At 69.8% G+C, this 26,640-nt stretch carries 29 protein-coding genes and 1 tRNA gene; 16 read left to right on the top strand and 14 right to left on the bottom strand.

Annotation, left to right across the window (positions count from 1 at the left end; genetic code table 11):
- Positions 1-77: 77 nt before the first annotated feature.
- From NBY65_RS05365 to NBY65_RS05340, 6 genes are all read left to right on the top strand, one after another.
- Positions 78-1,226, top strand: a complete 1,149-nt coding sequence (locus NBY65_RS05365; RefSeq protein WP_150038537.1) for an ABC transporter substrate-binding protein — start codon at positions 78-80, stop codon at positions 1,224-1,226.
- An 11-nt stretch (positions 1,227-1,237) separates the two neighbouring features.
- Positions 1,238-2,083: a shikimate dehydrogenase gene (locus NBY65_RS05360; protein WP_150038538.1), complete on the top strand. Its 846-nt coding sequence runs from the start codon at positions 1,238-1,240 to the stop codon at positions 2,081-2,083.
- Between the two features lie 213 nt (positions 2,084-2,296).
- Positions 2,297-3,511 carry a Zn-dependent hydrolase gene (locus NBY65_RS05355; protein WP_150038540.1) on the top strand — a complete coding sequence of 405 codons (1,215 nt, stop codon included), beginning with the start codon at positions 2,297-2,299 and terminating at the stop codon, positions 3,509-3,511.
- A 51-nt stretch (positions 3,512-3,562) separates the two neighbouring features.
- Positions 3,563-4,231, top strand: coding sequence for an MBL fold metallo-hydrolase (locus tag NBY65_RS05350; protein WP_150038542.1), 669 nt, complete (start codon positions 3,563-3,565; stop codon positions 4,229-4,231).
- A 37-nt stretch (positions 4,232-4,268) separates the two neighbouring features.
- A complete protein-coding gene (locus NBY65_RS05345) occupies positions 4,269-4,781 on the top strand; it encodes a hypothetical protein (RefSeq protein WP_150038544.1) in 513 nt (170 codons plus the stop codon).
- Positions 4,778-5,257, top strand: a complete 480-nt coding sequence (locus NBY65_RS05340) for a hypothetical protein (protein WP_150038546.1) — start codon at positions 4,778-4,780, stop codon at positions 5,255-5,257. Before NBY65_RS05345 ends, NBY65_RS05340 begins: the two co-directional genes overlap by 4 nt.
- A gap of 30 nt (positions 5,258-5,287) precedes the next feature.
- Here the strand turns inward: NBY65_RS05340 and NBY65_RS05335 are convergent.
- From NBY65_RS05335 to NBY65_RS05325, 3 genes are all read right to left on the bottom strand, one after another.
- Positions 5,288-5,362, bottom strand: a tRNA-Val gene (locus NBY65_RS05335).
- Positions 5,363-5,605: 243 nt separating this feature from the next.
- Complete coding sequence (locus NBY65_RS05330) at positions 5,606-6,445, bottom strand: EamA family transporter (protein ID WP_239002612.1); 840 nt, start codon at positions 6,443-6,445, stop codon at positions 5,606-5,608.
- A gap of 23 nt (positions 6,446-6,468) precedes the next feature.
- Complete coding sequence (locus NBY65_RS05325; protein ID WP_150038548.1) at positions 6,469-7,098, bottom strand: DNA-3-methyladenine glycosylase family protein; 630 nt, start codon at positions 7,096-7,098, stop codon at positions 6,469-6,471.
- Positions 7,099-7,214: 116 nt separating this feature from the next.
- Here NBY65_RS05325 and NBY65_RS05320 point away from each other — a divergent pair, with 116 nt between their 5' ends.
- The 4 genes from NBY65_RS05320 (at position 7,215) to NBY65_RS05305 (ending at position 9,852) form a co-directional block, all read left to right on the top strand.
- Positions 7,215-7,427: a hypothetical protein gene (locus NBY65_RS05320; protein WP_150038550.1), complete on the top strand. Its 213-nt coding sequence runs from the start codon at positions 7,215-7,217 to the stop codon at positions 7,425-7,427.
- 72 nt (positions 7,428-7,499) lie between these two features.
- On the top strand, positions 7,500-8,192 hold the full coding sequence (locus tag NBY65_RS05315; protein WP_150038552.1) for a creatininase family protein: 693 nt from the start codon (positions 7,500-7,502) through the stop codon (positions 8,190-8,192).
- Between the two features lie 45 nt (positions 8,193-8,237).
- Positions 8,238-8,705, top strand: a complete 468-nt coding sequence (locus NBY65_RS05310) for a methyltransferase family protein (RefSeq protein ID WP_150038554.1) — start codon at positions 8,238-8,240, stop codon at positions 8,703-8,705.
- A gap of 1 nt (position 8,706) precedes the next feature.
- Positions 8,707-9,852 carry an aminotransferase class V-fold PLP-dependent enzyme gene (locus NBY65_RS05305; RefSeq protein ID WP_150038556.1) on the top strand — a complete coding sequence of 382 codons (1,146 nt, stop codon included), beginning with the start codon at positions 8,707-8,709 and terminating at the stop codon, positions 9,850-9,852.
- 95 nt (positions 9,853-9,947) lie between these two features.
- On the opposite strand, the gene mtnA is transcribed toward NBY65_RS05305, so the two are convergent.
- The 3 genes from mtnA to NBY65_RS05290 form a co-directional block, all read right to left on the bottom strand.
- On the bottom strand, positions 9,948-11,030 hold the full coding sequence (gene mtnA / locus NBY65_RS05300) for an S-methyl-5-thioribose-1-phosphate isomerase (RefSeq protein WP_150038558.1): 1,083 nt from the start codon (positions 11,028-11,030) through the stop codon (positions 9,948-9,950).
- A 15-nt stretch (positions 11,031-11,045) separates the two neighbouring features.
- The gene (locus NBY65_RS05295; protein WP_150038560.1) at positions 11,046-11,558 is read right to left on the bottom strand and encodes a UPF0262 family protein; all 513 of its coding nucleotides are present in this window, start codon (positions 11,556-11,558) and stop codon (positions 11,046-11,048) included.
- Positions 11,559-12,130: 572 nt separating this feature from the next.
- A complete protein-coding gene (locus NBY65_RS05290; protein ID WP_150038562.1) occupies positions 12,131-12,625 on the bottom strand; it encodes a hypothetical protein in 495 nt (164 codons plus the stop codon).
- A gap of 853 nt (positions 12,626-13,478) precedes the next feature.
- Between NBY65_RS05290 and NBY65_RS05285 the strand changes: the two genes are divergently transcribed.
- From NBY65_RS05285 to NBY65_RS05275, 3 genes are all read left to right on the top strand, one after another.
- Positions 13,479-15,002 carry an MmgE/PrpD family protein gene (locus NBY65_RS05285; RefSeq protein WP_150038565.1) on the top strand — a complete coding sequence of 508 codons (1,524 nt, stop codon included), beginning with the start codon at positions 13,479-13,481 and terminating at the stop codon, positions 15,000-15,002.
- 16 nt (positions 15,003-15,018) lie between these two features.
- Positions 15,019-16,173, top strand: coding sequence for a bifunctional 2-methylcitrate synthase/citrate synthase (gene prpC, locus NBY65_RS05280; protein ID WP_150038567.1), 1,155 nt, complete (start codon positions 15,019-15,021; stop codon positions 16,171-16,173).
- 544 nt (positions 16,174-16,717) lie between these two features.
- Positions 16,718-17,176: a hypothetical protein gene (locus tag NBY65_RS05275; RefSeq protein WP_203330334.1), complete on the top strand. Its 459-nt coding sequence runs from the start codon at positions 16,718-16,720 to the stop codon at positions 17,174-17,176.
- A 117-nt stretch (positions 17,177-17,293) separates the two neighbouring features.
- Here the strand turns inward: NBY65_RS05275 and otnC are convergent, their stop codons facing one another.
- From otnC to NBY65_RS05255, 4 genes are read right to left on the bottom strand one after another with little or no spacing between them, the layout of a single operon-like run.
- A complete protein-coding gene (gene otnC, locus NBY65_RS05270; protein ID WP_150038569.1) occupies positions 17,294-17,929 on the bottom strand; it encodes a 3-oxo-tetronate 4-phosphate decarboxylase in 636 nt (211 codons plus the stop codon).
- Positions 17,926-19,206, bottom strand: a complete 1,281-nt coding sequence (gene otnK / locus NBY65_RS05265) for a 3-oxo-tetronate kinase (protein ID WP_150038571.1) — start codon at positions 19,204-19,206, stop codon at positions 17,926-17,928. The genes otnC and otnK overlap by 4 nt, the downstream gene beginning before the upstream one ends.
- A gap of 39 nt (positions 19,207-19,245) precedes the next feature.
- Positions 19,246-20,100, bottom strand: a complete 855-nt coding sequence (locus NBY65_RS05260; RefSeq protein WP_150038573.1) for a class I SAM-dependent methyltransferase — start codon at positions 20,098-20,100, stop codon at positions 19,246-19,248.
- A 4-nt stretch (positions 20,101-20,104) separates the two neighbouring features.
- Positions 20,105-21,145: a glycosyltransferase family 4 protein gene (locus NBY65_RS05255; RefSeq protein ID WP_239002613.1), complete on the bottom strand. Its 1,041-nt coding sequence runs from the start codon at positions 21,143-21,145 to the stop codon at positions 20,105-20,107.
- A 522-nt stretch (positions 21,146-21,667) separates the two neighbouring features.
- Between NBY65_RS05255 and NBY65_RS05250 the strand changes: the two genes are divergently transcribed.
- Complete coding sequence (locus NBY65_RS05250; protein WP_239002620.1) at positions 21,668-22,435, top strand: class I SAM-dependent methyltransferase; 768 nt, start codon at positions 21,668-21,670, stop codon at positions 22,433-22,435.
- A gap of 99 nt (positions 22,436-22,534) precedes the next feature.
- Here the strand turns inward: NBY65_RS05250 and NBY65_RS05245 are convergent, their stop codons facing one another.
- Genes NBY65_RS05245 through NBY65_RS05235 form a run of 3 tightly spaced genes read right to left on the bottom strand, consistent with a single transcriptional unit; the run spans position 22,535 to position 24,380 of the window.
- Positions 22,535-22,936 carry a hypothetical protein gene (locus tag NBY65_RS05245; protein ID WP_150038577.1) on the bottom strand — a complete coding sequence of 134 codons (402 nt, stop codon included), beginning with the start codon at positions 22,934-22,936 and terminating at the stop codon, positions 22,535-22,537.
- Positions 22,933-23,256 (bottom strand): rod-binding protein, encoded by a 324-nt coding sequence (locus tag NBY65_RS05240; protein ID WP_150038579.1) that lies wholly within the window; start codon positions 23,254-23,256, stop codon positions 22,933-22,935. Before NBY65_RS05240 ends, NBY65_RS05245 begins: the two co-directional genes overlap by 4 nt.
- Positions 23,256-24,380 (bottom strand): flagellar basal body P-ring protein FlgI, encoded by a 1,125-nt coding sequence (locus NBY65_RS05235; protein ID WP_408894670.1) that lies wholly within the window; start codon positions 24,378-24,380, stop codon positions 23,256-23,258. The genes NBY65_RS05240 and NBY65_RS05235 overlap by 1 nt, the downstream gene beginning before the upstream one ends.
- 177 nt (positions 24,381-24,557) lie before the next feature.
- Between NBY65_RS05235 and NBY65_RS05230 the strand changes: the two genes are divergently transcribed.
- Both NBY65_RS05230 and dksA read left to right on the top strand, forming a co-directional pair.
- Positions 24,558-24,983 carry a flagellar assembly protein FliX gene (locus NBY65_RS05230; protein ID WP_150038581.1) on the top strand — a complete coding sequence of 142 codons (426 nt, stop codon included), beginning with the start codon at positions 24,558-24,560 and terminating at the stop codon, positions 24,981-24,983.
- A 143-nt stretch (positions 24,984-25,126) separates the two neighbouring features.
- Positions 25,127-25,540 (top strand): RNA polymerase-binding protein DksA, encoded by a 414-nt coding sequence (dksA, locus tag NBY65_RS05225; RefSeq protein WP_150038664.1) that lies wholly within the window; start codon positions 25,127-25,129, stop codon positions 25,538-25,540.
- Positions 25,541-25,894: 354 nt separating this feature from the next.
- Here dksA and NBY65_RS05220 read toward each other — a convergent pair whose 3' ends face one another.
- Positions 25,895-26,263: a MarR family winged helix-turn-helix transcriptional regulator gene (locus NBY65_RS05220; protein WP_150038583.1), complete on the bottom strand. Its 369-nt coding sequence runs from the start codon at positions 26,261-26,263 to the stop codon at positions 25,895-25,897.
- Between the last annotated feature and the right edge of the window lie 377 nt (positions 26,264-26,640).

The raw sequence follows: 26,640 nt of genomic DNA, 5'->3' as shown, positions 1-26,640 counted from the left end.
TTCGCGCGGTGTCCGTGCGAAGCATCGCAATTGCGATAAAAGCCACGCCTGCGGGCGTGGCCAGAAGGAGGCAGGCCATGATCGAGCGCAGGACCATGCTGGTGCTGGGCAGTGCCTTCGCGGCAGGTGCCGCGGGGCGCCGCGCGGCGGCGGCGGACGAGGTGAAGCTGTTCCTGAACATCGAGCTTTCGGGTGTCGGCGTCGCCTCCGGCAGCATGTTCCAGCGCGGGGTGGATCTCGCGGTGCGGGAGATCAATGCGGCAGGCGGCATCCTCGGGCGCCGGATCGCGCTGACCACGCAGGACAACCAGAGCCAGCCGCAGATCGCCAAGGCGGTGGCGATGCGCGCGGTGGACCAGGAACCCTATGCGATGCTCGGCCCGGTCTATTCGGGCAGCATCAACGTCACCCTCCCGCTGATCGAGGAAGCGGAGATTCCGACCTTCGTCGCCGGCGAGGCGGCGATGCTGACGCAGCAGGGCGCGCGCTACCTGTTCCGCACCTCGTTCAACCAGGCCGTGGCGATGCCCAAGCTCGCCGCTCACCTGCAGAAATCCGGTGTGCGGTCGGTGGCGGTGGTGTGGATCGCCAACGATCTCGGCAAGGGTGGCCGTGACGCGATGGTGAAGGAACTGCAGGCGCGCGGCATCAAGGTGGCGGCCGACATCTCCACTGATCCTGGCCAAATGGACTATTCCGCCGCGGTCGTCACCGCCGCCCGCGCGCCGGCCGACGCGCTGTTCGTCTATCTTAATGAAGAAGAGAGCGCGCGCTTCCTGATCGCGCTGCGCAAGATCGGCTATGATCGGCCCGTCTATGGCGAATCCACTCTGGTCGGCCAGCGCGTGCTCGACCTTGCCGGCCCGGCGGCGAATGGGGTGAGAGGACATGTCGGGCTCAGCGTGGATGCCCCAAGCCCGCTGGTGCAGGCTTTCGGTGCCCGGTTCCGCGAGGCGTGGGGCGTCACCAGCGACCATAACGGCCTCAAGGGCTATATCGGCGTGCAACTGATTAAGGTGGTGACCGAGCGCGTGGGCAGCTTCGATCGCCAACGCTTCGCCCGAACCCTGCACGGTGCCAGTTTCTCCGCCAGCCAGTATCCCGGCCTGCTGATGGACGTCGCCTATGACGACAAGGGCGATCTCGATCGCGAAAGCTACCTGGTCGAGGTGCGGGACGGGCGGCAGGTGATCACCGAAGTGCTGCCGCCGCTCGGCCGGGTCTGAGGGGACGGTCGATGAGCGATCCGAAGCCGTTCCGTGCCGCCGGCCTGATCGGCTGGCCGGTGCACCAGTCCCGTTCGCCGATGCTGCACCAGTGGTGGCTGCGCCAGTACGGCATCGCTGGTACTTATATCCCGATGCCGGTGCGGCCGGGCGAGGTGGAGACCGCGTTGCGTGGCCTCGCGGCGCTGGGCTTCGCCGGCTGCAACGTCACCCTGCCGCACAAGGAAGCGGCCGCGCGCGCCGTCGACCGCGTCGATGCCGTCGGCCGGCGCATGGGCGCGATCAATCTGGTGGTGGTGGAAGCCGACGGCTCGCTCAGCGGCTATAACAAGGATGGGTACGGTTTCCTCGAAAGCCTGCGCGAGGCCAAGGCGGACTGGCGCGCCGAGTCCGGCCCGGCGGTGGTGCTCGGCGCGGGGGGCGGCGCCCGCAGCGTGGTCGTCAGCCTGCTTGACTCCGGCGCACCCGAAGTGCGCCTGCTCAACCGCACCCGCGCGCGCGCCGAGGAACTCGCGGCGGCGTTCGGCGGCGCGGTGCACGTGGTGGACTGGGATGAACGCGAGGCCGCGCTTGCCGGTGCTGCGCTGCTGGTCAACACCACGAAGCTTGGCATGATCGGCGAGGCACCGCTCGACCTGCGGCTCGATGAGCTGCCGCAATCGGCACTGGTCTGCGACATCGTCTACAATCCGCTGCAGACGCCCCTGCTGGCGGCGGCACGGGCACGCGGCAATCCGGCAGTGGGCGGGCTCGGGATGTTGCTGCACCAGGCACGCCCCGCCTTCGAGGTATGGTTCGGCGTGGCACCGGAGATCTCGCCGGAACTGCGGGCCGCGGTGGAGGCGACGATCGTTTAAGGCAAGGGCTCCGCCCTTGACCCGCCAAGGGCCACAAGGCCCTTGGATCCCAGTCTCGCTGCGCGGCACAGAGTATCGGGTTCCAAGGGCGAAGCCCTTGGTCGGTCCAGGGCGAAGCCCTGGTGGGGCGCGGGGCAACGCCCCGCTTCTCCGGCTCGACGCGTGACCTGGGAGCGGGCAGCATCGCACTCCTGATTTCTCCGGAGCGACCCCATGCCCCTTTCTCCCCCAGCCATCGACGGCGCCCGCCTGCTTGCGGATCTGCACCGGTTGCGGGCGTTCGGGGCGTACCGCACGGGCGTGCACCGTCCGACCTTCTCGCCCGTGGACATGGAAGCCCGGCACTGGCTGGCCGGGCGGATGCGCGAAGCCGGACTGGCCGTGGAGATCGACGGCATCGGCAACGTCATCGGCCGCGCGTCCGGCGACGGGCCACGCCTGCTGCTCGGCAGCCATATCGAGACGCAGCCGCAGGCCGGCTGGCTCGATGGCGCGCTCGGCGTCATCATCGGCCTCGAGATCGCCCGTGCCCTCGGCGGCGGTGTCGATGTCGCCGCCTGGGCCGACGAGGAAGGCCATTACGGCAGCTTCCTCGGCAGCCGGTCTTTCATCGGCGACGTCACCGAGGCCGACATCGATGCCGCGCGCAATCGCTACGACGGCATCCCGCTGCGCGAGGCGCTGGCCGCCGCCGGGCTTGCCGGCCGTCCCCGTGCTGCCGTCGAACCCGGACGGTACCTCGGCTATCTCGAGGCGCATATCGAGCAGGGCGACGAGCTGGAAGCGAAGGGACTGCGCATCGGCGTGGTCACCAGCATCGTCGGCATCTGGCAATACCGCGTCACCTTCGAAGGCCAGCAGAACCATGCCGGCACCACCCGCATGGCGATCCGTCGCGATGCCGGGGCGGCGCTGGTGCGGCTGGCCGCCGCGATCGAGCGTGACTTTCCCGGGATCTGCGATCCCCGCTCGGTCTGGACGGTCGGGCGCATCACGCTCGATCCGGGGGCGGCCAGCATCATTCCCGGCGGCGCGGAGATGCTGTTCCAGTTCCGCGACGCCGATCCCGAGGTGCTGGCCCGGTTGGAACGCCGGCTGCAGGAGCTGGTCGCCGACGCCAATGCCGGTCCCTGCCGCGCCGTCCTGCACACGATCTCGCGCTCGATCCCCAAGGTGATGGAGCCGCGCTTCCAGGACGCGCTGGAAGGCGCGGCCACGCGGCTGGCACCCGCCCTGCACCAGCGCATGCCGAGCGGCGCCGGGCACGACGCGCAGCAACTCGCCCGGGTGATGCCGGCGGGGATGCTGTTCGTTCCCTCGATCGGCGGCATCAGCCATCACTGGTCCGAGGACACGGCCGAGCCCGATATCGTGCTCGGCTGCCAGGTGATGGCGCATGCCGTGGCGGACTTGCTTGACGCTGGCTAGAGCAAGGCCGGCCGGCTAGGAGAGGGGGGATCGCAAGCGAAGGATCCCCCCATGCCCGGCTTCCGCATCGCCATCGTCCCGGTCACCGCCTTCCAGCAGAACTGCACCGTTTTGTTCGAGGAAGCGTCGCGGCGCGCCGTGGTGTTCGATCCGGGCGGGGAGCCCGGCCGCATCCTGGATCTGCTGTCCGGTCAAGGCCTGCAGGTCGAGCGCATCCTGCTCACCCACGGCCATCTCGACCACGCCGGTGGCGCGGCCGCGCTCAAGGGTGCGCTGGCCGCGCAGCCGGGTGCCGACGAGAAGCCGCCCGTCGAGATTTGGGGGCCGCACGAGGCGGATCGCCCCCTGCTCGAATCGATCGAGACGCAGCAGCAGATGTTCGGCCTCACCGGCATGGCCAACGTCACGCCCGACCGGTGGCTGGCCGATGGGGACGTGGTGGAATTCGGGTCGCTGCGCTTCGACGTCCTGCACTGTCCCGGCCACTCGCCCGGCAGCGTGGTCTATGTCGAGAAGACCGCGCGCGTCGCCCTGGTCGGCGATGTGCTGTTCCGCGGCTCGATCGGGCGCACCGATTTCCCGTATGGCGATCATGCGACGCTGATCGCCTCGATCCGGGAAAAGCTGCTCCCGCTTGGCGACGACATTTCCTTCATCAGCGGCCACGGCCAGGGCTCGACCTTCGGGGAAGAACGCCGCGGCAACCCGTTCCTGCAATAGCTCCGGAACCGATGCGCCGGCCCCGCGTCATTCCGGCATGATGCGGGGCGGGATCATCCTGCTGTTGCTGGCCTGCATGGCCCTGCCGGGGTGTCGCGCGCTGCTGACCGAAGGTACCGCGGATGCCGCGGGCATCGCCGGCGCGGGCATTGCCGGGGCGGTGACCGATGACGCGACGCTCGGCGCGGCGATCGGCCTGGGGGTCCGCTCGGTGGCCGATGCGGGCCTGGGATATGTCCAGCGCAAGGTGCATGCCGCCGCGCAGCAGCGGATTGCCACGGCGGCGGGGGCCCTGAAGCCGGGGGATGTCGGCGTCTGGTCGATCGCGCACGATATCCCGATCGAGGACGATGAACGCGGCCAGGTCACGGTCGCCCGGGATTTCGGCGGACCCGGCTTCGCCTGCCGCGAGATCGTCTTCTCGGTCGATGGCGGCACGGCGGCGAAGCCGAGCCGCGCTTTCTATACGGCGACGGTCTGCCGTGACGGCGAGACCTGGCGCTGGGCCACCGCCGAACCAGCGACCGAGCGCTGGGGCGCCTTGCAGTGAGGCTGGCCGGGCCGGCTGCCCTGCTGCTCCTGCTGGCCGGCTGCAACACGGTTGCCGATATCTCGGCCCTGGTCGGCGGCGGCGCGGCGGGGGCGGCGACGGCCAATCCGGCGGTGGGCTATATCGTCGGCATCTCTACCCGGGCGGCGCTGGGGGTGGGGCTGAAATACGGCTCCCGACGCTGGCACCGGGACGAGCAGGACGCGATCGCGCAGGCTGCCGCCGACCTGCCGGAGGGAGGCAGCGGCCCCTGGCAAGTACACCAGGGCATCCCCTTCGCCGGCGCGCACGGCGAGGTGCGGGTGGTACGCGCGATCATGACGCCGCTGGCGGCCTGCCGGGAAATCGTCTTCGCGGCGGCCGCGGACCCGTCGACGCCGCCGACATGGTTCAGCACCACGATCTGTCGCCAGGAGCAGGGCTGGAAATGGGCGCTGGCGGAACCTGCGGTGCCACGCTGGGGCGCGCTGCAGTGACCGAGGCGTCGGAGGAGGGAAGGGGAAGGATGGTGGGCGATAGTGGGATTGAACCACTGACCTCCCCCGTGTCAGGGGGGCGCTCTCCCGCTGAGCTAATCGCCCATCCGCGACCGCCGTGTAGGACAGGAACGGCCCGGCGGCAAGCCCGTCCCGCAACGCCCACCGTGATCGCGCTTCCGAGGAAAACGCCGGCACGATGACGCGCCATCCGGTGGATGTCCGCATTTCCTAGGGTTTCGCGGCCGTCCGTGCAACCCGAAATCGGCATCGCGACCGGGCTTCGGTGCAAGGCAGCCGTGCCCACCGCCTCCCTTGCCTGCGGCCGGCATCCGGTGCTCGGGCGTGTCAGGCCAGACGCAGCAACGCCGCGCCGGCGGCGATCGTGCCCGCGGCCAGCCAGCGCCGCCGGCCCGGCCGCTCGCCCAGCACCAGCCGGGCCAGCACCAGGCCGAACAGCATCGCCGTCTCCCGCAGCGCCGCTACCGGGGCCATCGGTGCCCGCGTCATCGCCCACAGCGCCAGGCCGTAGCTGCCGATCGTGCAGCCCCCGCCGCCGAGCGCCCGCAGCATCGCCCGCGGCGAGGGGCGCCAGCGCAGCAGGCCGACCGGCCCCAGCAGCATCACCAGGCTCGGGCCGGCGGCGAGCAGGAACAGCCACAAGGTATAGGCCAGCGCATGGCCCGAGCGCCGGACGCCCATGCCGTCGGCCAGGGTGTAGGCGGCGATGATGGCCGCGTTCGCCAAAGCGAGCCGTACCGCCGCGTGTTCGGTGACGGCGGCGGCCCCCCGGGCCATCAGCAGCACGCCCGCGGAGACCGCCAGCACCCCAATCCATCCCAGCGGTGGCAGCGCCTCGCCCAGCAGCAGCCATGCCGCCAGTGCCGTCAGCGCCGGCGCAGCCCCGCGCATCAGCGGATAGGCCAGGGTCACGCTTGCGCGATCGTACGCCGCCGCGACCAGGGCGAAATACCCGACATTCAGGACCGCCGACACCGCCAGGAACGGCCATGCGCCCGCCTGTGGCAGGGGCAGGAACGGCAGCATGGCGGCGGACAGCACCGCCGCCCCCGCGACCACGAGGGCGGTTTCCTGCCGCCGGTCGCGCGCGGCCCGCACGCCCACGTTCCAGGCCGCGTGCAGCGCGCCGCCGAGCAGCACCGCCAGCAGCACGGAGGGCGGCAACATTCCGCCGGCGTCCACCGTCCCGCTCACGTCGTGACCGGCCGGCCCTTCGCCGCGTCCGAGGCCCGCCACAGGTACCAGGCGGCAAAGCTGCGGAACGGTGCCCAGCTTTCCCCGATCGCCGCCAGCGCCTTCGGCTTCGGCGCCTCCGCCAGCCCGTGCAGCACGCGGTAGCCGTCGCGCACGCCGTAATCGTCCACCGGCAGCACATCCGGCCGCCCGAGCGTGAAGATCAGCAGCATCTCCACGGTCCAGCGCCCGACGCCGCGGATCGTGGTCAGGCGTTCGATCAGCGCGGCGTCGCTCAGCCGGACGGCACTGCGCCGGTTCGGCACGACACCCGCTTCGGCCTTGGCCGCGATGTCACGGATCGCGGCGATCTTCGCCGCGGAAAAGCCGACGCCCCGCAGCGTCGCCTCGCTGGTGGCCAGCACCATCGCCGGGGTCGGGAAGGGCATGTCGGGATACAGCGCCACGAAGCGGGCGAGGATGCTGCGCGCCGCCATGCCGTGCAACTGCTGGAAGGCGATCGCCCGGACCAGCGCCTCGTAGGGCTCCTGGCGCCTCTGCACGGTCAGGCGGCATCGCCCGACGCGCTCGATCAGCCCGGCCATGGCCGGATCACAGGAACGCAGGTGCTGGGTGGCCGCGCGCATGCCGACAGCCTCTCACCCGAACGGCACCCGCACCAGTCCGATTTCGCGCCTCCCTGGCTTGCCTCGTCCCCCCTGACCCGCGCTAAAACCCTGTTGGGGACAGCAGGACGGCAGCAATGCCCGGCACGGATCGACTCGGGTTCAACCGGGACGAGGAGCAGCAGGAAGCCGACCGGCAGACCAGCAGCCTCGCGGGTCTGGCCGTGGCCCTGCTCATCGTGGTGGTCAGCCTGCTCGTGGTGCAGCGCCTCGCCACCAAGGCCGCCATCGAGGACTGCCTGATCGCCGGCCGGGCCAATTGCGACCTCATGCTGACCGGGGAGAGGTGACGGCGCGGCTGCGGCCTTCCCTGCAGCCGATGCTCTGTGGCAGCGTGACGGTGCCTTTACGGGGGGTCACCAATGCGCGTCGCCAACATGGACTGGCGGATGATCGACGACTGGGTGCGGCAGGACGACCGTGCCGTCCTGCCCCTCGGCAGCACCGAGCAGCATGCCGGCCTGTCGCTGCTGACGGATGCGATCCTGTCCGAGCGTCTTGCCTTCGAAGCGGCCGATCCGCTCGGCGTGCCGGTGTTTCCGGTGGTGCCGTTCGGGGTCGCGCCGCATTTCCAGGCCTTCCCCGGCAGCATCACGCTGCGGGTGGAGACGCTGTGCGCGGTGGTGCGCGACGTGCTCGACAGCCTCAAGCGCTCCGGTTTCCGCCGCATCCTGATCGTCAGCGGCCATATCGGCAACGCCGCCGCGTCCTGCCTGGCGCAGGAATGGATGATGGACAATCCCGACTGTCGCGTGCGCTTCCACGACTGGCGCCGGGCTCCGCGCACCCTGGCCCAGTTGCAGGCCACCGACCCCGTCGGCAGCCATGGCAGCTGGGCCGAGAACTTCCCCTGGACCCGCCTGGACAGCACGCCCGCCGACGAGGCCAAGGATACGGTCGATTTCGACCGGCTGGGGACGCTGCCGCCCTTCGAGGTCCGCACCCTGCTCGAGGACGGCAGCTTCGGTGGCCGCACCCAGCGCGCCGACGAGGAGATGCTGGCGATCTGGCGCATCGCCGTGCAGGAGACGCGTGAGATGCTCGACGCCTGGTGAGCGGTCCGGCCGGGATCGCCAGGAAACCCCGGGCAGGAGAAACCCATGTCCTCGCGTGCCGATACGGCCGGCGTCATCGCGCCGCCCCCTCTTATCATGGCCGCCGCGCTGCTGGGCGGCTGGCTGCTGGGCCTGGTCCTGCCGGTGCCCTCGCTGCCGCGGCCGCTGGCCGGCTGGATCGGGAGCGGCGCCATCCTGCTGGCCTTCGCCCTTGCCGGCGCGGCGGTGCTGACGATGCGTCGTGCCGGCACCCATGTCGACCCGTATCACCCGAGCACCGCCCTGGTGCGCAGCGGGCCGTTCGCTGTCAGCCGCAATCCGATCTACCTCGCCCTGATCCTGCTGAGCCTCGGGATCGCGGTGCTGCTCGACCTGGCCTGGGGCGTGCTGCTGCTGATTCCCGCCGTGCTGGTCCTGCGCTTCGGCGTGATTGCCCGTGAGGAAGCCTACCTGGAACGGATCTTCGGCGACGCCTATCGCGACTACCGCAGCGCCGTGCGCCGCTGGATCTGACATGACCGCGCCTGCGCCCGGTTCGGCGTGCCGGGAGGCGTTCGCGCTCGATCCCGGATTCCTCACGGTCAATCACGGTTCCTTCGGCGCCACGCCGCGCGCGGTGCTGGCCGCCCAGGATCATTGGCGCGCCCGCATGGAGGCACAGCCGACCCGCTTCATGTCGCGGGTCCTGCCGGGGGCGCTGCGCCACGCCGCCGCCCGTCTCGCCGGCTTCCTCGGGGCACGGGCGGATGACATCGTCTTCACCGAGAACGCCACCACCGCCGTCAACGCGGTGTTGCGTTCCGTGCCGCTGCGGCCGATGGACGAGATCGTGGTCCTCGACCATGTCTATGGCGCGGTGGGCAAGGCGGTCGATCATGTTGCGCGCACGGCCGGCGCGCGCGTCGTCAGGGCGCGACTGCCATTTCCCGATCCGACCGAAGCCGGGGTGCTCGCGGCCCTGGCGGCGGCGCTGACGGGGCGCACGCGGCTGGCCGTGCTCGATCACATCACCTCGGCCAGTGCGCTGGTATTGCCGGTCGCGGCCATGGTGTCGCTGTGCCACGCCCACGGGGTGCCGGTCCTGGTGGACGGCGCCCATGCTCCCGGCCAGGTCCCGCTTGATCTGACGGCGCTCGGTGCGGACTGGTACACCGGCAATTGCCACAAATGGCTGTTCGCCCCGAAAGGCGCCGCGTTTCTCTGGGCGGCGTCCGGGCGCCAGGCGGGCCTGCATCCGCTCGCCATCTCGCATGGGTATGGCCAGGGCTTCCTGGCCGAGTTCGACTGGACGGGCACGCGCGATCCCAGTGCTGCGCTTGCCGTGCCGGATGGTATCGATTTCCATGCGGCGCTTGGTGGCGAGGCGCTGATGGCGCGCAATGCCGCGCTTGCCTGCGAGGCGACCGAGTTGCTTGCGGCCCGGTTCGGCGCGGCCCGTGGTGCCGGGGATGGCTTCATGGCGGCCATGGGGGTGGTGCGATTGCCCGTCGAAGCCAGCATGGCGCGGGCCGCAGCCTTGCGTGAGGCATTGTTGGATGCCGGCACTGACGCGCCGGTGCATGTGCTCGGCGATGCTGTGTGGCTACGCCTGTCAGCCCAGGCCTACAACGACTCCGCCGATTACGAGCGGCTTGCGGAGGTGGTGAAGAAGGTGCTGTAGCCGCCGGCTTTTCCTGCCGCGCAGCGCTTATGGGGTGCAGGGGCCATGTGGCCCCTGCCGGGTCGAGGGCGGAGCCCTCGCCTTCCTTTTCCTGCTTACGTCCGTTCCGGAAACAGCGACAGCAAGCCATCGGTGGTTGCCGGGCAGCATCCCCGTTCGGTGATCAGCCCGGTGACCAGGCGGGCCGGGGTCACGTCGAAAGCCGGGTTGGCTGCCTCGGATGGCGTGACCCGGACGGTGGCGATGGTGCCGTCGGCCATGCGGCCGGTGACATCGGTGACTTCGGCGCCGCTGCGTTCCTCGATCGGGATTTCCGCGAGGCCGTCGGCGACGGTCCAGTCGATCGTCGAGGACGGGCAGGCGACCCAGAACGGCACGTCGTTGTCGCGTGCCGCCAGCGCCTTCAGATAGGTGCCGATCTTGTTGGCGACGTCGCCCTGGCGCGTGACCCGGTCGGTGCCGACGATGACCAGGTCCACCTCGCCGTGCTGCATCAGGTGGCCGCCGGCGTTATCGGCGACGACGGTGTGCGGCACGCCGTGGCTGCGCAGCTCCCATGCGGTGAGCGCCGCGCCCTGGTTGCGCGGGCGGGTCTCGTCCACCCAGACATGCAGGTCGATGCCGCGTTCATGCGCCATATAGATGGGGGCCAGCGCGGTGCCCCAGTCGACGGTGGCGAGCCAGCCGGCGTTGCAATGGGTCAGCACGTTCACGCGGCGGCCCTGGCCGGCCTTCGCCGCGATCAGCTCGACGCCGTGCCGCCCGATCGCCTCGCACTGGGCGGCGTCCTCGTCGGCGATGCGGCCGGCTTCCGCGTAGGCGGCGGCCACCCGGTCGGCGGGGGCGGTGTCGCGCAGCCGGGCCAGCATCCGCGCGATCGCCCAGCGCAGGTTGATGGCGGTTGGCCGTGTCTCCCCGAGCATGGCGCAGTCGCGTTCCATGGCCTCGGTCGAGGCGTCCGCGCGCAGGGCAAGGCAGACGCCGTAGGCGGCGACAGCCCCGATCAGGGGGGCGCCGCGCACCTGCATGGAGCGGATGGCGTGGGCGGCCTCGTCCACCGTGGTGAGGCGAAGCACCTCCAGCCGCCAGGGGAGCCTGGTCTGGTCGAAGATGCGGACGGACCAGCCGTCCTCGGGGTCCACCCAGACACTGCGGTACGGGGTGCCGTCGATCTTCATGGGTCTCTCGTGCCTTCAGATGCGCTGGTGCAGCACGCAGAGCAGGGTGAACAGCCGCCGGGCGGTGGCGAAATCCATCTCCACCTTGCCCGCGAGCCGCTCGACCATGAGCTGCGCGCCCTCGTTGTGCAATCCGCGGCGTCCCATGTCGATGGCCTGGATGCGGGCCTCGCGGCCTTCTTCGATGGCCATGATGTGGCTGTCGACGAGCAGCTGGTAATCCTTGATCAGGCTGCGGAAGGGGCCGAGCGCCAGCACGATGGCGGTCAGCGGGCTGTCGTCGGTCCGGCGGATGTCGAAGACCAGCCGCCCTTCCTGGATCGACAGGCGCAGGGCGTAGGGCCCGGGATCGCGGGCCGCCTGGCCACCCTTGGGGGCGAAGCGGTTCTCGGCCTCCAGGTCGGCCACCGCCTGGGCGCGGTCGGCTTCCAGGATCGGCGAGAGCCGGGTGAGCGCCTCTCCGTCGAGGGTGACGCGAACCAGCCGGGGTGCCGCGGGGGGGATCCGGGCCTGCGCGGTCTGGGCCATGCCTACCGCCCGTCCGGCAGCGGGCGCACGGCGGCGCTCGGGCTTGGGGGCATCGGCAGGGGACGGGGGTTTCGGAGGCCGTCTGGCAGTGGGCATGAGAGGGGCGTCACGAACAGGGGGGCTTTCCTGCTTCACTGCGGCTAACTTGGTCGCCCGTGCGCACGCGATCAAGCATTGCCACAGGTCGCGTATCCTGATCGGGAACGGGGCGGCCAGCAAGAGCCGGCGGCACCGCGATCGGGATGTGGCGCTTCCGAGGGTAACGGTTCGCTGGGCGATCAGTGCGGCATCGGTCCGGGCGGCCACCCTGGCGCCGGCGGCGTCCGGCGCCAGGGTGGCCGAAACCCGAAACAGAGTGCGCCAAGGTTGCTCCTGCCTTGACCGGAGGGGCATCGGGGGCGCTGTCCGCGGACGCAACGGCGCATCTTTGCGCGGCGATGCGACGGTTTTCCCACGGGCGGGGCTGCCTGCCTGCGTAACGGATTACGACCGGGCCGGCCGCGCATCCGGCGCCCGCGGGAAATGATGATCATGTGCACCGATCGGCACGTCTGCCGCCCAGGGGGGCGGGCTTATTTTTCCGCCGGGTCGGCACCCGCGGGCGCGGCGGGGTGGGCGATGTTCATCTGCATGGACTGTTGCGGCTCGCAGCGGAAGCGCAGCGTGATGGCGGTGGGACCGGTGATCGCCTGCTGGATCGCCGAGCCGTTTGCCACCACGCCAACCGGCGTCAGCGCAAGTCCGCGCGTGCGGCAGAACGTGGCGGCACGGTCCAGCGCCGCGCGGCTGGCGGCATCGGAGCCGCCGCGCAGCGGCGAGGCGGGCTCGGTGAGCTGGTGATTGTCGGATTCGGGCAGATCGGTGATGTCGCCGGCGGTGCCTGCGCAACTTGTCAGGGCCAGGACGAGGCCGGGAAGCAGCCGGCGCAGCTGGTGCTTCCGCGCGGCTTGTATCGGTTTCATGAGCATTGCGGCGCGACGACCATCGTCACCGATGCAGGCCGTCGCTGCATCGGATGGCGCGCCTCCGGTGGTCCGGTATCGGTGCGTATCGGATGATGCGGTCATGCGGAATCCTGAAAACGCCACGGTTCTTGTTGCTGATGAAGCGACCCTGTGGGCCGCGGCATGCCGGCGCGCGCAGGACCACGCGATCCACGATGCATCTGTTCGCTCTCCGGCTGGCTGGCGTTCCCGCCCGTCATGCGGCGGGAACGCCACAGACACAGCCTGTGCAGTCCGGTCGGCGCAACACCATGACGATATTCCGCTGCCGTTCTCGCGCAGGAGTGAACGCCGGTCCTGCGCAGCCGACGCGATTCTCCGATCGGTTCCGGCGGGACGCCAGCATGGCATCGCGGCGCAACTTCGCTTTTCCGGAGAGGGCGAATCCGAACTTCTCCCGTGCTGCGTCTTCGCGTGCGCCAGCGAGGGGGCGACATCCGCCGTGCAATGACGTCCTCCGGCTGTTGCCTGCGACATTCCGGCGGTCGGTGCGTCGTGCTGCGGCTTGCCGCGGGCAGGGTCCGGCAAGGTTGGCGCAGGCAGCGATCATCTTGCGGGTGTCGCCGCTTCGCGCAGGTTGCCGGCGGCATCGTCATCGTCACGCCGTCCAGGTGGCGAGGTGGACGGAAACGGCCGTCGCCCGTCCCGTGTTGCCGGGCATGGTTGCACGGCCCTGACTCGCAGGATCACGACATTGCCCGGTAAAGCGGGTTGGGGTGCTGTCGACATCTATATAGTGTGCGCCCGCCGAAAGATTCCTGCGTGCACGCATTCGCGGCCGGCTTGCCGTTGCAACCTCGGGACACTACGAAGGGCCGCGTCCCGCGGAGACACCCGGGAACCCACGTTAGACCGCGCGCACCGGAACGCCTTTGCCCCTGCGTCTCCCCGCCGCGCTGCCCGACAGGAGTGACGCATGAAGCTGCACGACGTGAAGGTGTACCCGTCCAGGGACAGGCTGGCGCGTCAGGATCAGCTGGCCTGGAAGATCGCCGGCGTCGCCGTGGACAAGGTCGCGGTCCAGAAGGACGTGGCCGAGATGATCATCAACCGCGTCATCGACAACGCCGCGGTCGCGATCGCGGCCATCAACCGCCGACCCGTCGTCTCTGCCCGGGACATGGCGCTGGGGCATCCTCGCAAGGATGGCGCCACGGTGTTCGGCGTGGCTTCAGGCAAGCGCGTGAGCCCGGAATGGGCGGCCTGGGCGAACGGCACCGCGGTGCGCGAGCTCGACATGCACGACACTTTCCTTGCCGCCGACTATTCGCATCCGGCCGACAACATCCCGCCGATCCTGGCGGTGGCCCAGGCGATGGGACGGTCGGGCAGGGACCTGGTGCGCGGCATCGCCACCGGCTACGAGATTCACATCGACCTGGTGCGCGCGATCTGCCTGCACGAGCACAAGATCGACCACATCGCGCATCTTTGCCCCGCCCAGGCCGCCGGCATCGGCGCGCTGCTCGGCCTGAAGCAGGAGGTGATCTACCAGGCGGTGCAGCAGGCGCTGCATGTCAGCATCACCACCCGCCAGTCGCGCAAGGGCGAGATCAGCTCCTGGAAGGCCTACGCCCCCGCCCATGCCGGCAAGCTCGCCGTCGAGGCGGTCGATCGCGCGATGCGCGGCGAGGGTGCGCCGAGCCCGATCTACGAGGGTGAGGATTCCGTCATCGCCTGGATCCTCTCGGGGCGCACCGCCCGCGACAAGGGGCTGGCGGAGGCGGTCTACACCGTGCCGCTGCCCGAGCCGGGCGAACCCAGGCGCGCCATCCTGGACAGCTACACCAAGGAGCACAGCGGCGAGTACCAGAGCCAGGCGCTGATCGACCTGGCGTTCCGGATGCGCGAGCAGATCCCGGACCTGGGCATGATCGAGAAGATCGTCCTGCACACCAGCCACCACACCCACTACGTGATCGGCAGCGGTGCCAACGACCCGCAGAAGATGGATCCCAAGGCCAGCCGCGAGACGCTGGACCACTCCATCATGTACATTTTTGCGGTGGCGCTGCAGGACGGCAGGTGGCACCACGTCGACAGCTACGCGCCGAAGCGGGCCGCCCGCAAGGACACGGTCGAGCTCTGGCACAGGATCGAGACCAAGGAAGACCCGGAGTGGACGCGCCGTTACCACTCCAGGGACCCCAACGAACTGGCCTTCGGCGGTCGTGTGGAGGTGTTCCTGAAGGACGGCACCCGGCTGGTGGACGAGCTGGCCGTGGCCAACGCCCACCCGCTCGGGGCCCGGCCGTTCGGGCGCGAGGACTACATCCGCAAGTTCCGCATCCTGACCGATGGCATCATCTCCGCACGTGAGGCGAACCGCTTCATCGAGGTGGTGCAAGACCTGCCGCGGCTGGGTGCGGGTGACCTGCATCTGCTGAACGTGGCCCTGCCGGCCGGCACGCTCGATGCCGGCAAGCCGGGCATCTTCTGACCAAGGAGGGAGACGCATGAACGAGACGGCAATCACCACCGGCCCCAAGCCGAAGAAGTCCGTGGCGCTGTCCGGCGTGCCCGCCGGCAACACGGCGTTGTGCACTGTCGGGCGCACCGGGAACGACCTGAGCTACCGTGGCTACGACATCCTCGATATCGCCGAGGTGTGCGAGTTCGAGGAGATCGCCCATCTGCTGATCCATGGCTGGCTGCCCAACGTGGCCGAGCTGCGGGCCTACAAGAAGAAGCTGAAGGCCGCGCGGGGCCTGCCGGCCGCGGTGCAGGACGCGCTGCGGACGCTGCCCGCCTCGGCGCATCCGATGGATGTGATGCGCACCGGCGTCTCCGTGCTGGGCTGCGTGCTGCCCGAGAAGGAGGACCACAACGTCCCGGGCTCCCGCGACATCGCCGACCGGCTGATCGCCTGCCTCGGCTCGATGTTGCTCTACTGGTATCACTGGTCGCACAACGGCCGGGAGATCGACGTCGAGACCGACGACGACAGCATCGGCGGGCATTTCCTGCACCTGCTGCACGGGGCACCGCCCCAGGCCGATTGGGTGCGGGCGATGCACACCTCGCTGAACCTCTATGCCGAGCATGAGTTCAACGCCTCCACCTTTACCTGCCGGGTGGTGGCGGGCACGGGCAGCGACCTCTACTCGGCGGTCTGCGGCGGCATCAGCGCGCTGCGCGGGCCCAAGCATGGTGGCGCCAACGAGTTCTCCTTCGAAATCCAGAAGCGCTACGCCTCTCCCGACGAGGCCGAGGCGGACATCCTCCGGCGCATGGAGGCGAAGGAGGTCATCATCGGCTTCGGCCATCCCGTCTACACGATCGCCGATCCGCGCAACCAGGTGATCAAGGGCGTGGCCAGGCGCCTGTCCGAAGCCTCCGGGTCGGTGAAGATGTTCGCCGTCGCCGAGCGCATCGAGCAGGTGATGATGCAGGCGAAGCGCATGTTCCCGAATCTCGACTGGTACAGCGCGGTCTCCTATCACGAGCTTGGCGTGCCGACGGCGATGTTCACCCCGCTGTTCGTGATCTCGCGCACCACCGGCTGGTGCGCGCACGTGATCGAGCAGCGCCTCGACGGCAAGATCATCCGCCCGACTGCGAATTATGTGGGACCGGATCACGTGCCGTTCGTGCCGCTCGCCCAGCGCTGAGACGCATAGCGCAGGCGCTCTCCTTGCGTGCGCCACGGCAGTGATGTCGTGGCGCATGTTTTTTTTCAGCAGTGGCGCCAAGTAACGGTCGGTTTTCATTGACATGCGCGCGCGAGACGCGGATAGCGGAATCAGCGCGCGCTTGACCGATTCGCGAACCGACAAGCAAGACTCGGCAGGCACGTGCGACAGGGAAGGTACGGGCGATGGGCCGTCGACTAGTCCGTGCAGAGCGCAGCCGAACGCGCCGCAATGCCGGAGAGAAACGTGCCCTGAACGTACCGGAGGCATCGATGCGCACGCCATCCGCATGGGCAGTGCTCGCGACCGAAGGGGGCGCATCGAAGCCGGCGGTACACCGGGGCGTATGCAAGGTCGCCATGCGGCGGACGCAATCGCGTCGCAGCGTGGATGCCGGGCACTTGCGGATATTCCGGTCCGTCGCCGTCCTGCCAAGCGGCGCCTGGGCGTTCGGAACCGGCTGCGCAAGCGGTCGTTCGGGTCGCCGGCGTCCCCCACCACGGCAATGAAGGAGTTCCTCGAGGTGACCATCGACGTCAAAGAAACCCGCCCGAGCGCAATGGCGCTGGCGGTGCGGGCCGCCACCAAGAAGGCCGCGGCCAAGAAGGCCGCCCCGAAGAAGGCGGTGAAGAAGGCTGCGCCGAAGAAGGCCACCACGAAGGCGGCCGCCGCCAAGTCGGCGACCAAGACCGCCCCGAAGAAGGCCGTCGCGAAGAAGGCTGTGGCCAAGAAGACCACGACCCGCGCGGCCGCGCCGAAGAAGGCGGCCCCGAAGAAGGCGGCGCCGAAGAAGGTCGCGCCGAAGAAGGCGGCGCCGAAGAAGGCGGTGGCCAAGAAGGCCACGACCCGCGCAGCCGCGCCGAAGAAGGCAGCCCCGAAGAAGGCCGCCGCCAAGCGCGCCAGCGCGCCGCGCCGCAAGAAGGCCGAAGCCGCGGCCCCGCCGCCCGTCGAAAGCCCGGCGCCCTCCGACACCAATTCCTGACCCTCGGCGGATGACGCGAATGAAAGGCGCCCCGGCCCCGGGGCGCCTTTTCTTGTCTCTGCCTGCTTTTGTTTCCGCCTGCCCGGGCCGTGCCGCCTGCGTCCCTGTGGGGCGGCGTCAGCCGAAGGTGGCGAGCAACTCGTCCACCTGTGCCGGCGTCAGCAGGCGTGGCGAGGCGCCGCGCAGCAGCAGGAACAGCCTGGCGGCTTCTTCCAGTTCCTCCGCGGCATGCACGGCGTCCAGCAACGTCCTGCCGGACACCACCGGTCCATGGTTGGCCAGCAGCACCGCCGGCGCGGCGCGGGCAGCGTCGCGGATGGCCGGCGCCATCGCCGCATCCCCGGGCCGGTAATACGGCAGCAGCGGCAGCGATCGTCCGACCCGCATGACGAAGTAGGGGGTGAGCGGCGGAATGGCCGTGGCGGCGTCCAGGTCGGGCAGGCAGGCCACCGCGGTGGCCATGGTGGAGTGCAGGTGCACCACGGCCCCGCAGGCCGCTCCGCGCGCCTCGTAGAAGGCGCGGTGCATGAACACTTCCTTCGATGGCCTGTCCCCCCCGACATGCCGGAAGGCGGCATCCAGCCGCGCGATCCGCTCCGGCTGCAGCCGCCCGAGCGAGGAATTGGTCGGGGTGATCAGGTAGCCGTCGTCGATGCGCGCACTGATGTTGCCGGCGCTGCCCACCGAATAGCCGCGGCGGAACAACGAAGCGGCGAGCTCGACCAGCAGCGCGCTGGTTTCCTCCGCGTTCATGCCGGCTGCTCCCCGGCCGGGGCGAAGGCCTTCAGGAAGAAATCGGGCGCACCGAAATTGCCGCTCTTGAGGGCGAGCCGCAGGGGAACCGCGCCGCCTTCGGCATAGGTCCAGGGCACGCCGGGGTCGATCTCCGGCCCGATGCGCAGGGACCGCAGACCGAGCCGCGTCACCACGGCGCCCGCGGTCTCGCCGCCTGCTACCACCAGCCGGCGCACGCCCCGCTCCACCAGGCCCTGGGCGATGCCGGCGATCGCGTGCTCGACCAGCGCGCCGGCGGCATCGCGGCCAAGCCGTGCCTGCAGCGCCGCCACGCGCTCGGGCGGGGCGGAGGCGGCGATCACCACCGGCCGGTCCCCCAGTTTCGTCGCCGCCCAGTCCATGGCCTGCCGCACCAGCGCGGCCGCGTCCGGGGTGGCCAGGGGATCAAGCTCAAGCGTCGGCACCTGCCCGCGCGCCATGCCGATCTGCAGCAGCGTCGTGCGCGAGCAGGATCCCGCGACCACCGCCGCCGCGCCGTCGGCTGTGGGCAGGGCAGCGGGATCGGCGATCGCCGCCAGCAGGCCGCGGGCGCGGAAGGTCTCCGGCAGGCCGAGGGCCACGCCGGAGCCGCCGGTGACAAGGGCATGCGCCGCCGCCGCTTCGCCGATTGCGCGCAGATGCGCATCGGTCACGGCATCGACGATTGCCCAACGCCGTCCTTGTTCCTTCAGCGCCGTCATGGCGCGCCGGATCGCCGCCGCCCCTTGCTCGACGATCGCGAAGGGTACCAGCCCGACCGTCCCGCGCGACTGCCGGCCGAGCACGCGCACCAGGTTGGCATCCGTCATCGGCGTGAGCGGATGCTTCTCCATGCCGCTCTCGTTCAGCAGGGCCGTGCCGACGAACAGATGCCCCTGGTAGACGGTGCGGCCGTTGGTGGGGAAGGCCGGGCAGGCCAGCGCGAAGCCGCTGCCCAGGGCGTCGATCAGCGCATCGCCCACCGGCCCGATATTGCCGTCCTCGGTGCTGTCGAAGGTCGAGCAGTACTTGAAGAAGAACTGCCGGCAACCGGCGTGGCGCAGCCATGCCAGTGCCGCCAGGCTGTCGGCGACCGCCTGTTCCACCGGGGCCGTGCGCGACTTCAGCGCGACGACGATCGCATCCGCATCGGGGACCGTGCTGCCCTCTGCCGGCACGCCGATGAGCTGGACCGTGCGCATGCCGTTGCGCACGAGCATGGAGGCGAGGTCGGTCGCTCCGGTGAAGTCGTCGGCGATGCAGCCGAGCAAGGGCATGATCGGTGTCCTCCCGCGCCGGTGCGCCGACAGGTCGGATCAGCGCGGCGGCAGGGCAAGACTGTCGCGGTGGCCGCTGCAAATGGCAAGACGCGCCGCGAGCGCCTGACGGATGCGTGCACGCCGCCATGCTTCGATCGCGTCGGACCGTATCGGCTGCCAGGCCGCGGCATCCTCGGCACAGGCTTCCACCACGGCCCGCAGCGTCGCGGGCGCGGTGCGCGGGACATGCCAGTCGGTCGGTGCCGATGTCACGGCAAAGCCGCGTGCCGACAGCACCCGCCACAGCGTCATGCCGGCCCGTGCGCCGAGGGCCGGTCCCAGTCCGCTGTCCTGGGCCTGCGCGCGCCACAGCCCGGCCCGCAGCACGGCATCCGCGGGATGAAGCGGCAGGAACGACATCGGTCCCCGCGCCATCAGGCACGCCAGCAACGGTGTGCGCAGGAGGCTGGCGAGGCGTTCGATCCAGCCGCGCGACGCCCGATCGAGCAGCGCGCTGCAGACCACGGCATCCACGCGGGTGAACGGAAGGGCCGGCAGGTCGGCAAGATCACCGATCAACGCTTCCACCCGCCAGGCACCGCGTGGCGTGTGCACCAGCAGCGCCCGCCCGGGCCGGGTGACGGTCCATTCGCGCGCGTCCGCCCAGGCCTCGATCGCGTCGAAGGCGGCCTCGATGCGATCCGCCTCGTCGTCCACGAGCGTCCATGCCTGGGCCCGCCCGAGCATCGGCGCGAGCCAGCGGAACAGGGCGCCCGTGCCCGCGCCGAGGTCCAGCAGACGTGGCCGTGCCGGCAACGAGGCCGCCAGCCGTGCCGCCAGCAGCGGACTTCGTGCCGCCGCATCCAGCGGCTCCCGCAAGGCGAGCCATTCCGGAGTGAAGTGCGCAGTCATTGCCTCACGGGGCGATGGCGGTGGCGAAGGCGCGGCTCTGCGCGGTCCAGTCGGGCAGGGCGCGGCCTACCTCCCAGGCGGTGGCGGCGACGGTGTGGCGGAGCCGGACATCGAAGATCAGGCGGCGCAGCGACTTCGACAACGTGGCCTCGTCTTCCACGGCGCACACCACGCCGCTCTGCGGCGTCACCCGCTGGCCAGCAGCCCCGCCCGCGGTGATGGCAACGGGCAGGCCGCGGCGCAGGGCTTCGGCGATCGCCATGCCATGGCCGTCGCGGCGCGTCGCCAGCGCGAACAGATCCGCCCCCTGCCACAGCGCTTCCAGGGCCTCGGCGCCGGGCTCGCCGGCGAAGCTGACCCGTGCGGCGATGCCAAGCTGTTCGGCGAGTGCCGCCAGCGCGCGTGCATGGGCCGGGTCCTGCCCGGTGGCGCCGACGATGGTCAGGCGCCACTCCAGGTCAGGCAGACGGGACAGCGCGCGCAGCAGCACATCATGGCCCTTGCGCGGAACCAGGGCGCCCACCGAGAGGATCTCGCAGCCTGGCCCGCCGGAGCCGGTGCTGCGGGCGGCGTCGGGCGTGCCGGGCACCACCACGTGCAGCCGCGCCGCATCGATCCCGAACCCGGCGGGCAGACGATCGGCGATGGCCTCGCTGGTGACGACCACGCGGGCGAAGCGGGGCAGCAGGTCGCGCGCGGCGTCCTGCAGTCGCGCCCGTGTCGCGGTGTCGTCTTCGGCCGGAGGCGCGGTGGGATGATGGAGCAGCGCCACGGCGTGGCGCCCGGGCAGCGCCTCGGCGCGGGCATGGAAGGCGGGGAGGCAGCGCCCATCGATCACCGGCAGCACGTCCGCGGCCAGCCCATCCCAGGCCGCCATGGCCGAGGCGATGGCGGCGGCATCGGGCAAGGGGTGGCAACCGGCCAGCTCGATCACCTGCACGTCGTGGCCGAGCGCGCGCAGTCCGGCGATGATGGCACGGTCATAGGCATGACCGCCCGATGCGGTCTGCAAGGCGCCGGGAAGCAGCATGGCAAGGCGCATCATGCGATCGGCCCCGCATCGGCAACGCGTCGGCCGGACGCGGCAGCGGTGAGGCCGCAGGTGATCATGACGGGGTACGCCCGGTCGGGCTTGCGATGCGGCATTCCCGCGGCTGGGGTTCTGGAAGGTGATGACATCGCGGTCCGCCGGAAGGCCCTTTTGAATCGTGTCTGTGACTCCAGAAGTGCGTCATGGGGGGCATTCGTCAACAGGCCAGGCGTTCGTCATGCGGATCCTGTCCATGGCTGGTGATGGCATTCCACGCAAGGCACTGCGGAACCATGACCGGGACGCCGGGGGATCTCGCCATCGGCCGCCCCATGCCACGAGCGGCATGTTCGCCTGCATCGGCCTGGCAGATGAGTATTTGCTGCGGCTTTGATTGTCTTCTTGTCGTGGCTTGCCGGGAATGCCTGTAAAAACACAAATTTTTGATACTGCTATATATTGCAGAATAAATATAATATTGATATGGCATTATCCTGTTGATTCGCCTGAAAGAATATCGGTAGAATATTGAAGATAATGGATTGTTTGCTACAAGATCCAGCTTTGAATACATCAGCGGCCGGATATATGGAACTGGCATGGAATGAACGCGCCCGGCAGCCGGCGTTCGTCGACGCTGATGCCGGCAACCGGGATGGCGAAGAGGCATGGCTTTTCGCGCAGGGCGAGCAACGCGCCCGGATGGTGATCGATCCCGTGCTCGAGGCCTATGACATTGCGGCGCGGCAGTGCCTTGCCCTCGATCATGGCTGCGGACATGGCTGCCTCACGCGTGCCCTGGCCCGGCGGTTCGATGAGGTGGTCGGGATAGATGTCTCCCCGGGGCTGATTGCGCAGGCGCGACATCTGAATCGCACGATCGGGAATGCCGGCTTCGTCGCGGCTGACGGCGCATCGGTCCCGGCCGTGAACGGGTGCGTGCATTTCCTGTTTTCGGACCAGGCATTCCGGCACATGCCGTCATTGGTGGCGATCCAGGCAAATCTCCGCGATCTGGCACGGGTTCTCGTCGCCGATGGATATGGCCTGATCCGCTTCGCGGTGCTGCGGGACAGTGCGGCGCCGGTCCCGGTGCCACCGGAGATATCTGCTGCGCCCCGGCCGAAGTCGCAGATGCGGACGAGCCATCCCGACTGGCGCTGTGTCGAGCCGCTGGGCAAGGACGAGATCGCACGGCTGTGTCGTGGGGCGGGATTCGATGTCCTCGAATTCCGGGATGATCCGACCGATCCCGGCGATCGCGGTCCCTTGGCCGTCCTGCGGCGTGGTCCGGACCCTGCCTGACCTGCTTGCGCGGGCCTGCAGTTCCGTCGTGCGGCCGGCGACGATGCGCCGGCACGATCGCGACGGCTGAACGGATGTCGTCCTGCCTTTACCCCGGGCCTAGACCGCGGCCGAGATGGCCAGCGGTGCTGCCGTGCGTGCGCCGGCAACGATGCCCGATGCACGATAGCTGCCCGTGGTGGCGTGCTGGATCCGTGCGGCCTGTGCGACCACCTCGATCACCCGCGCCTGTGCGGTGATGCCACGCCCGAGCAGCCGGCGGTTTTCGATGGCAAGCCCCCGCAGCCGGGTCGTGAGGTCGGCGATGGTCCTGCGCAACTCCGGCGGCAGGTCGGTGTCCTGTCGGGCGCAGGCCTGGGCCGCGTTGAAGGCGGTGATGGCCCGACGTTTCTCCGGCAGCAGCGCCGCGGCCCGTGCCAGATCAAGCAGCATCAGCGCCTGGTTCTCGCGTTCCAGCGTTCCGGCAAGAGCGGTCGCCGCCTCGATCAGATTGCGGATCATGCCGGGTCCTCCTGGCTGTCGGGTGATTGCAGGTTCTCCTGCAGGTGCAGCATCTGGCGCCAGATCGGGACGGCGAGGCCGAACCCACCCGAGCTTGCCATGCGCTGCGCGATCCCCTCGATCAGGAACGGCTTCCAGGCGGTTTCGCCGACGCCGCCACCGAACATGCCGTTCGCGGTGTCCACCGTGTCGAACATCGGCTCGATCAGGCGTGCGATCGCCATCGCCTCGAAGTCCTGGGCCGCACGCCAGGCGCGCGCCGCCTGCGGGGTGGCGAGATCGGTCGCGCCGGGCGCGCCGAGGGTAGGAAAGGAGCTCATCAGCGCACCTGCAATTCCGCCTGCAGGGCACCGGCCGCCTTGATCGCCTGCAGGATGGTGATCATGTCGCGCGGCCCCATGCCGAGCGCGTTCAGCCCGCCAACCAGGTCGCGCAGGGTGATGTTGGCGGGCAGGATGCCAAGGCGCTTGTCCTGGCCGTCATCGGCCTGGATGGTGGTGCGCGGCACCACCACCGTGCTGCCGCCCGAAAGTGGGCCGGGCTGGCTGACTTCCGGCGTCTCCGTCACGCGGATGGTCAGGTTGCCCTGCGCGATGGCGACGGTGCTGACGCGGACATTGGCCCCCATCACGATCGTGCCGCTGGCCTCGTCGATGACGACGATGGCCGGACTGTCCGGCTCCACCCGCAGGTCTTCGATGCGGCCCAGCGCATCCACCACGTCCCGGCCGCCGAGGCTGAGGGCCACGCTGCGCGGATCGGTTGCGCGGGCGATGCCGCCGCCCAGCGCCCGGTTGATCGCATCGGCGATGCGGCGTGCCGTGGTGAGATCGGGGTTGCGCAGGCCCAGCCGCAATTCCGGCCGGCTGCCCAGGCGATAGCCGATTTCCCGTTCGACGCTGGCGCCGTTGGCGATGCGGCCGGCGGTCGGCACGCCCCGTGTCACCGAGGCGGCGATGCCGCGCGCCGCAATGGCGCCGGTGGCGAGGGCGCCCTGCGCGACCGCGTAGACCTCGCCGTCGGCGGCGAGCAGCGGCGTGACCAGCAGCGTTCCGCCGGTCAGGTCCTTGGCATCGCCGAGCGCCGAGACCGCGACATCGATCCGGCTTCCAGGCCGGGCAAAGGCGGGCAGGGCGGCGGTGACCATCACCGCGGCAACATTCTTGGTGCGCAGCCGCGCTTCCTGGTCGCGCGTGTTGACACCCAGCCGTTCCAGCATGCCGATCAGCGATTGCCGGGTGAACACCGCGGCATCGAGCCGGTCGCCGGTGCCGTTCAGCCCGACCACCAGGCCGTAGCCGACCAACTGGTTCTCGCGCACGCCCTCGACATCGGCGATGTCCTTGATGCGCACCTGCGCCGCCGCCGGGGCGGTGGCCAGGGACAGCAGGCTGGCAGCCAGGATGAGAAGGCGCAGCAGGGAGACGGAGGAGGTTTCAGGCAAGGTACATTCCCTCGGACCGGCAAGGGTCGGTTTACGCGGAAGATGTAAAGGAATGACTGCCGGCTCCCCGGATGGTTGGTCCCGTTCCCTTGCGCCGCGGCGTGGGACGCGGGGGAACCCCCCGGCAGGTCCTGCCGGTGGCGGCGCGGCCCGGTCTGGTGAGGCAAGGAACTGCAGATGGTATCAATCGAAGGCATCGGTACGGCTGCCCCCGTGCGCCCGGCGGCGCGATCCTCTTCCCGCCGGGAGGGGTTCCGCATTGCCGGCGGCCTGGCGGAGCCGGCGGCCGATCTCGGCGGCACCGCCGGGATCGCCCTCGAAACCATGCTGGCGTTGCAGGAGGCCGAGGGCGCGGCGAGCCGGGACCGGCAGGCCAGGCGCCACGCCCAGGACATCCTGGCGGAACTGGCCGCGCTGCAACGGGGCCTGCTCGGGGCCGGCCAGGGCGGCGGGCCCGATCCCGGCGCCCTGCGGCGACTCGCGGCGCTGGCCGGCCAGGTGCCGCTGGCGGCCGATCCCGCGCTGCGTGACATCGTGGCCGCAGTGACGCTGCGGGCGCGCGTGGAGCTGGCCCGTCGTCACGCCAACGTCATTAGCGCCTGACATCGTTATCACGGACGCATCGGCATGTCCTCTTGGCGGTCCTGACCCGCGTGGTTATAAGCCGCCCGACTCACGCCGAGGTTGCGCTTCCGCCTTGAGCGCGACCCGGAGGCCGAGAAACGCCCCAGGAACCTGCGCCGATGATGGTCACCCTGCCTCCTGACTACCGCCCGTCGGATGACGAGGAGTTCATGAATCCTCTGCAGGTCGAGTATTTCCGCCAGAAATTATTGAGATGGCGGGCAGACCTGCTGCGCGAGGCCGATGGCACGCTGGCCAGCCTCTCCCAGGGTGGGATCCACGAAGCCGACATCACCGATCGTGCCAGTGTCGAAACGGACCGTGCGCTGGAGCTGCGCACCCGCGATCGTGCCCGCAAGCTGATCGCCAAGATCGACCAGGCACTCGCCCGCGTCGAGAACGGAAGCTATGGCTTCTGCGAGGAAACCGGCGAGCCGATCGGCCTCAAGCGGCTCGAGGCGCGGCCGATCGCCACCCTGTCGATCGAGGCGCAGGAACGGCACGAGCGCATGGAACGGGTGCACCGCGACGATTGATCCGGGGGAACGGCGGTGATGACGATGGCATCACCGCCGACGGTTGCCAGCCCGCGTGGTCCCGGCAGGGCGAGGGGGCGAAGCCTCCACAGGCGTTCGGATAAGCCTTTTGGCGGGGCTTCGCCCCGCACCCGACCAGGGCTTCGCCCTGGACCGACCAAGGGCTTCGCCCTTGGAACCCATGATTTTCTGTACCGCGCAGCGCGAATGGGCTTGGGCCGCGCAGCGGACCAAGGGGCCTTGTGGCCCTTGGCAGGTCCAGGGCGGAGCCCTGGCCTTCCGCGGGGCTGCAACAGCGCCGCGGAAGGGGCAGCTATCTTGTCCGGAACGCCTGGTTCCGGCAGCCGTGTGGGCTCAGGCGGCCTGCTCGGAAGAGCCCGCGGAGTTCTTCATCGCGATCTGGCTGATCGACTTCAGCTCGTTCATCAGGGCGATGCCGGCCGGCGTGCTGTCCACCAGCACGCTGCGACGGTCGGTCGGATCGGGCCGCCGCTTGGCCAGGTCCAGTTCACCGAGCTTGTCGAGCGCCCGCGTGATGACGGATTTGGAGACGTTCAACTCCGCCGCGAGGCCGCGGACGGTATGGTCCCCATCCTTCAGGTAGCAGGTCAGGTAGACGCCCAGTTGGTGCGTCGAGAGCGCCGGTCCGTCCTTGCGGACCAGCGCGACGATGATCTCGCGAAGGATTCCCACGGCAAGGTCGGGGGAGAGTTTTTGGGCCATGGGGCGGCATGTCCTTTCGTTCGGCAAAGCGGCGATCGCAGGGCCCCTGCCGCCACTTGGGGCGAGCCCTGCCGACGCCAGGTTCGGCAAAATGGAGCGGAGGAGGGGATCGCATTCGGTGCGATACCCGGACGGCTCCGGAGTCAGCGTGCGCGTCGTGCGCCGCAAGTCACGCGCTGTTTCGTCATGATTTGTCGAGCGGTTGCAACAATCTGATCCGGGGACGGCCCGGTGGCGCCCTTGAAGCGCAGGCCGGTGCACCTGTCCAGATACCGGTTTCATGTTTTCATGTGCCCGGGAGAGGGGGGTGTCGAAAAATCGTGATTTTTCAATCGATGCGATTCTGCGACTACGCAACTCGACTGATATGGGATGGG

Origin of the sequence: Rhodovastum atsumiense (genome assembly GCF_937425535.1) — a bacterium.
GTDB lineage: Bacteria > Pseudomonadota > Alphaproteobacteria > Acetobacterales > Acetobacteraceae > Rhodovastum > Rhodovastum atsumiense.
The sequence above is the reverse complement of the archived record's forward strand: the minus strand, read 5'-3'. Positions and strand labels throughout refer to the sequence as shown.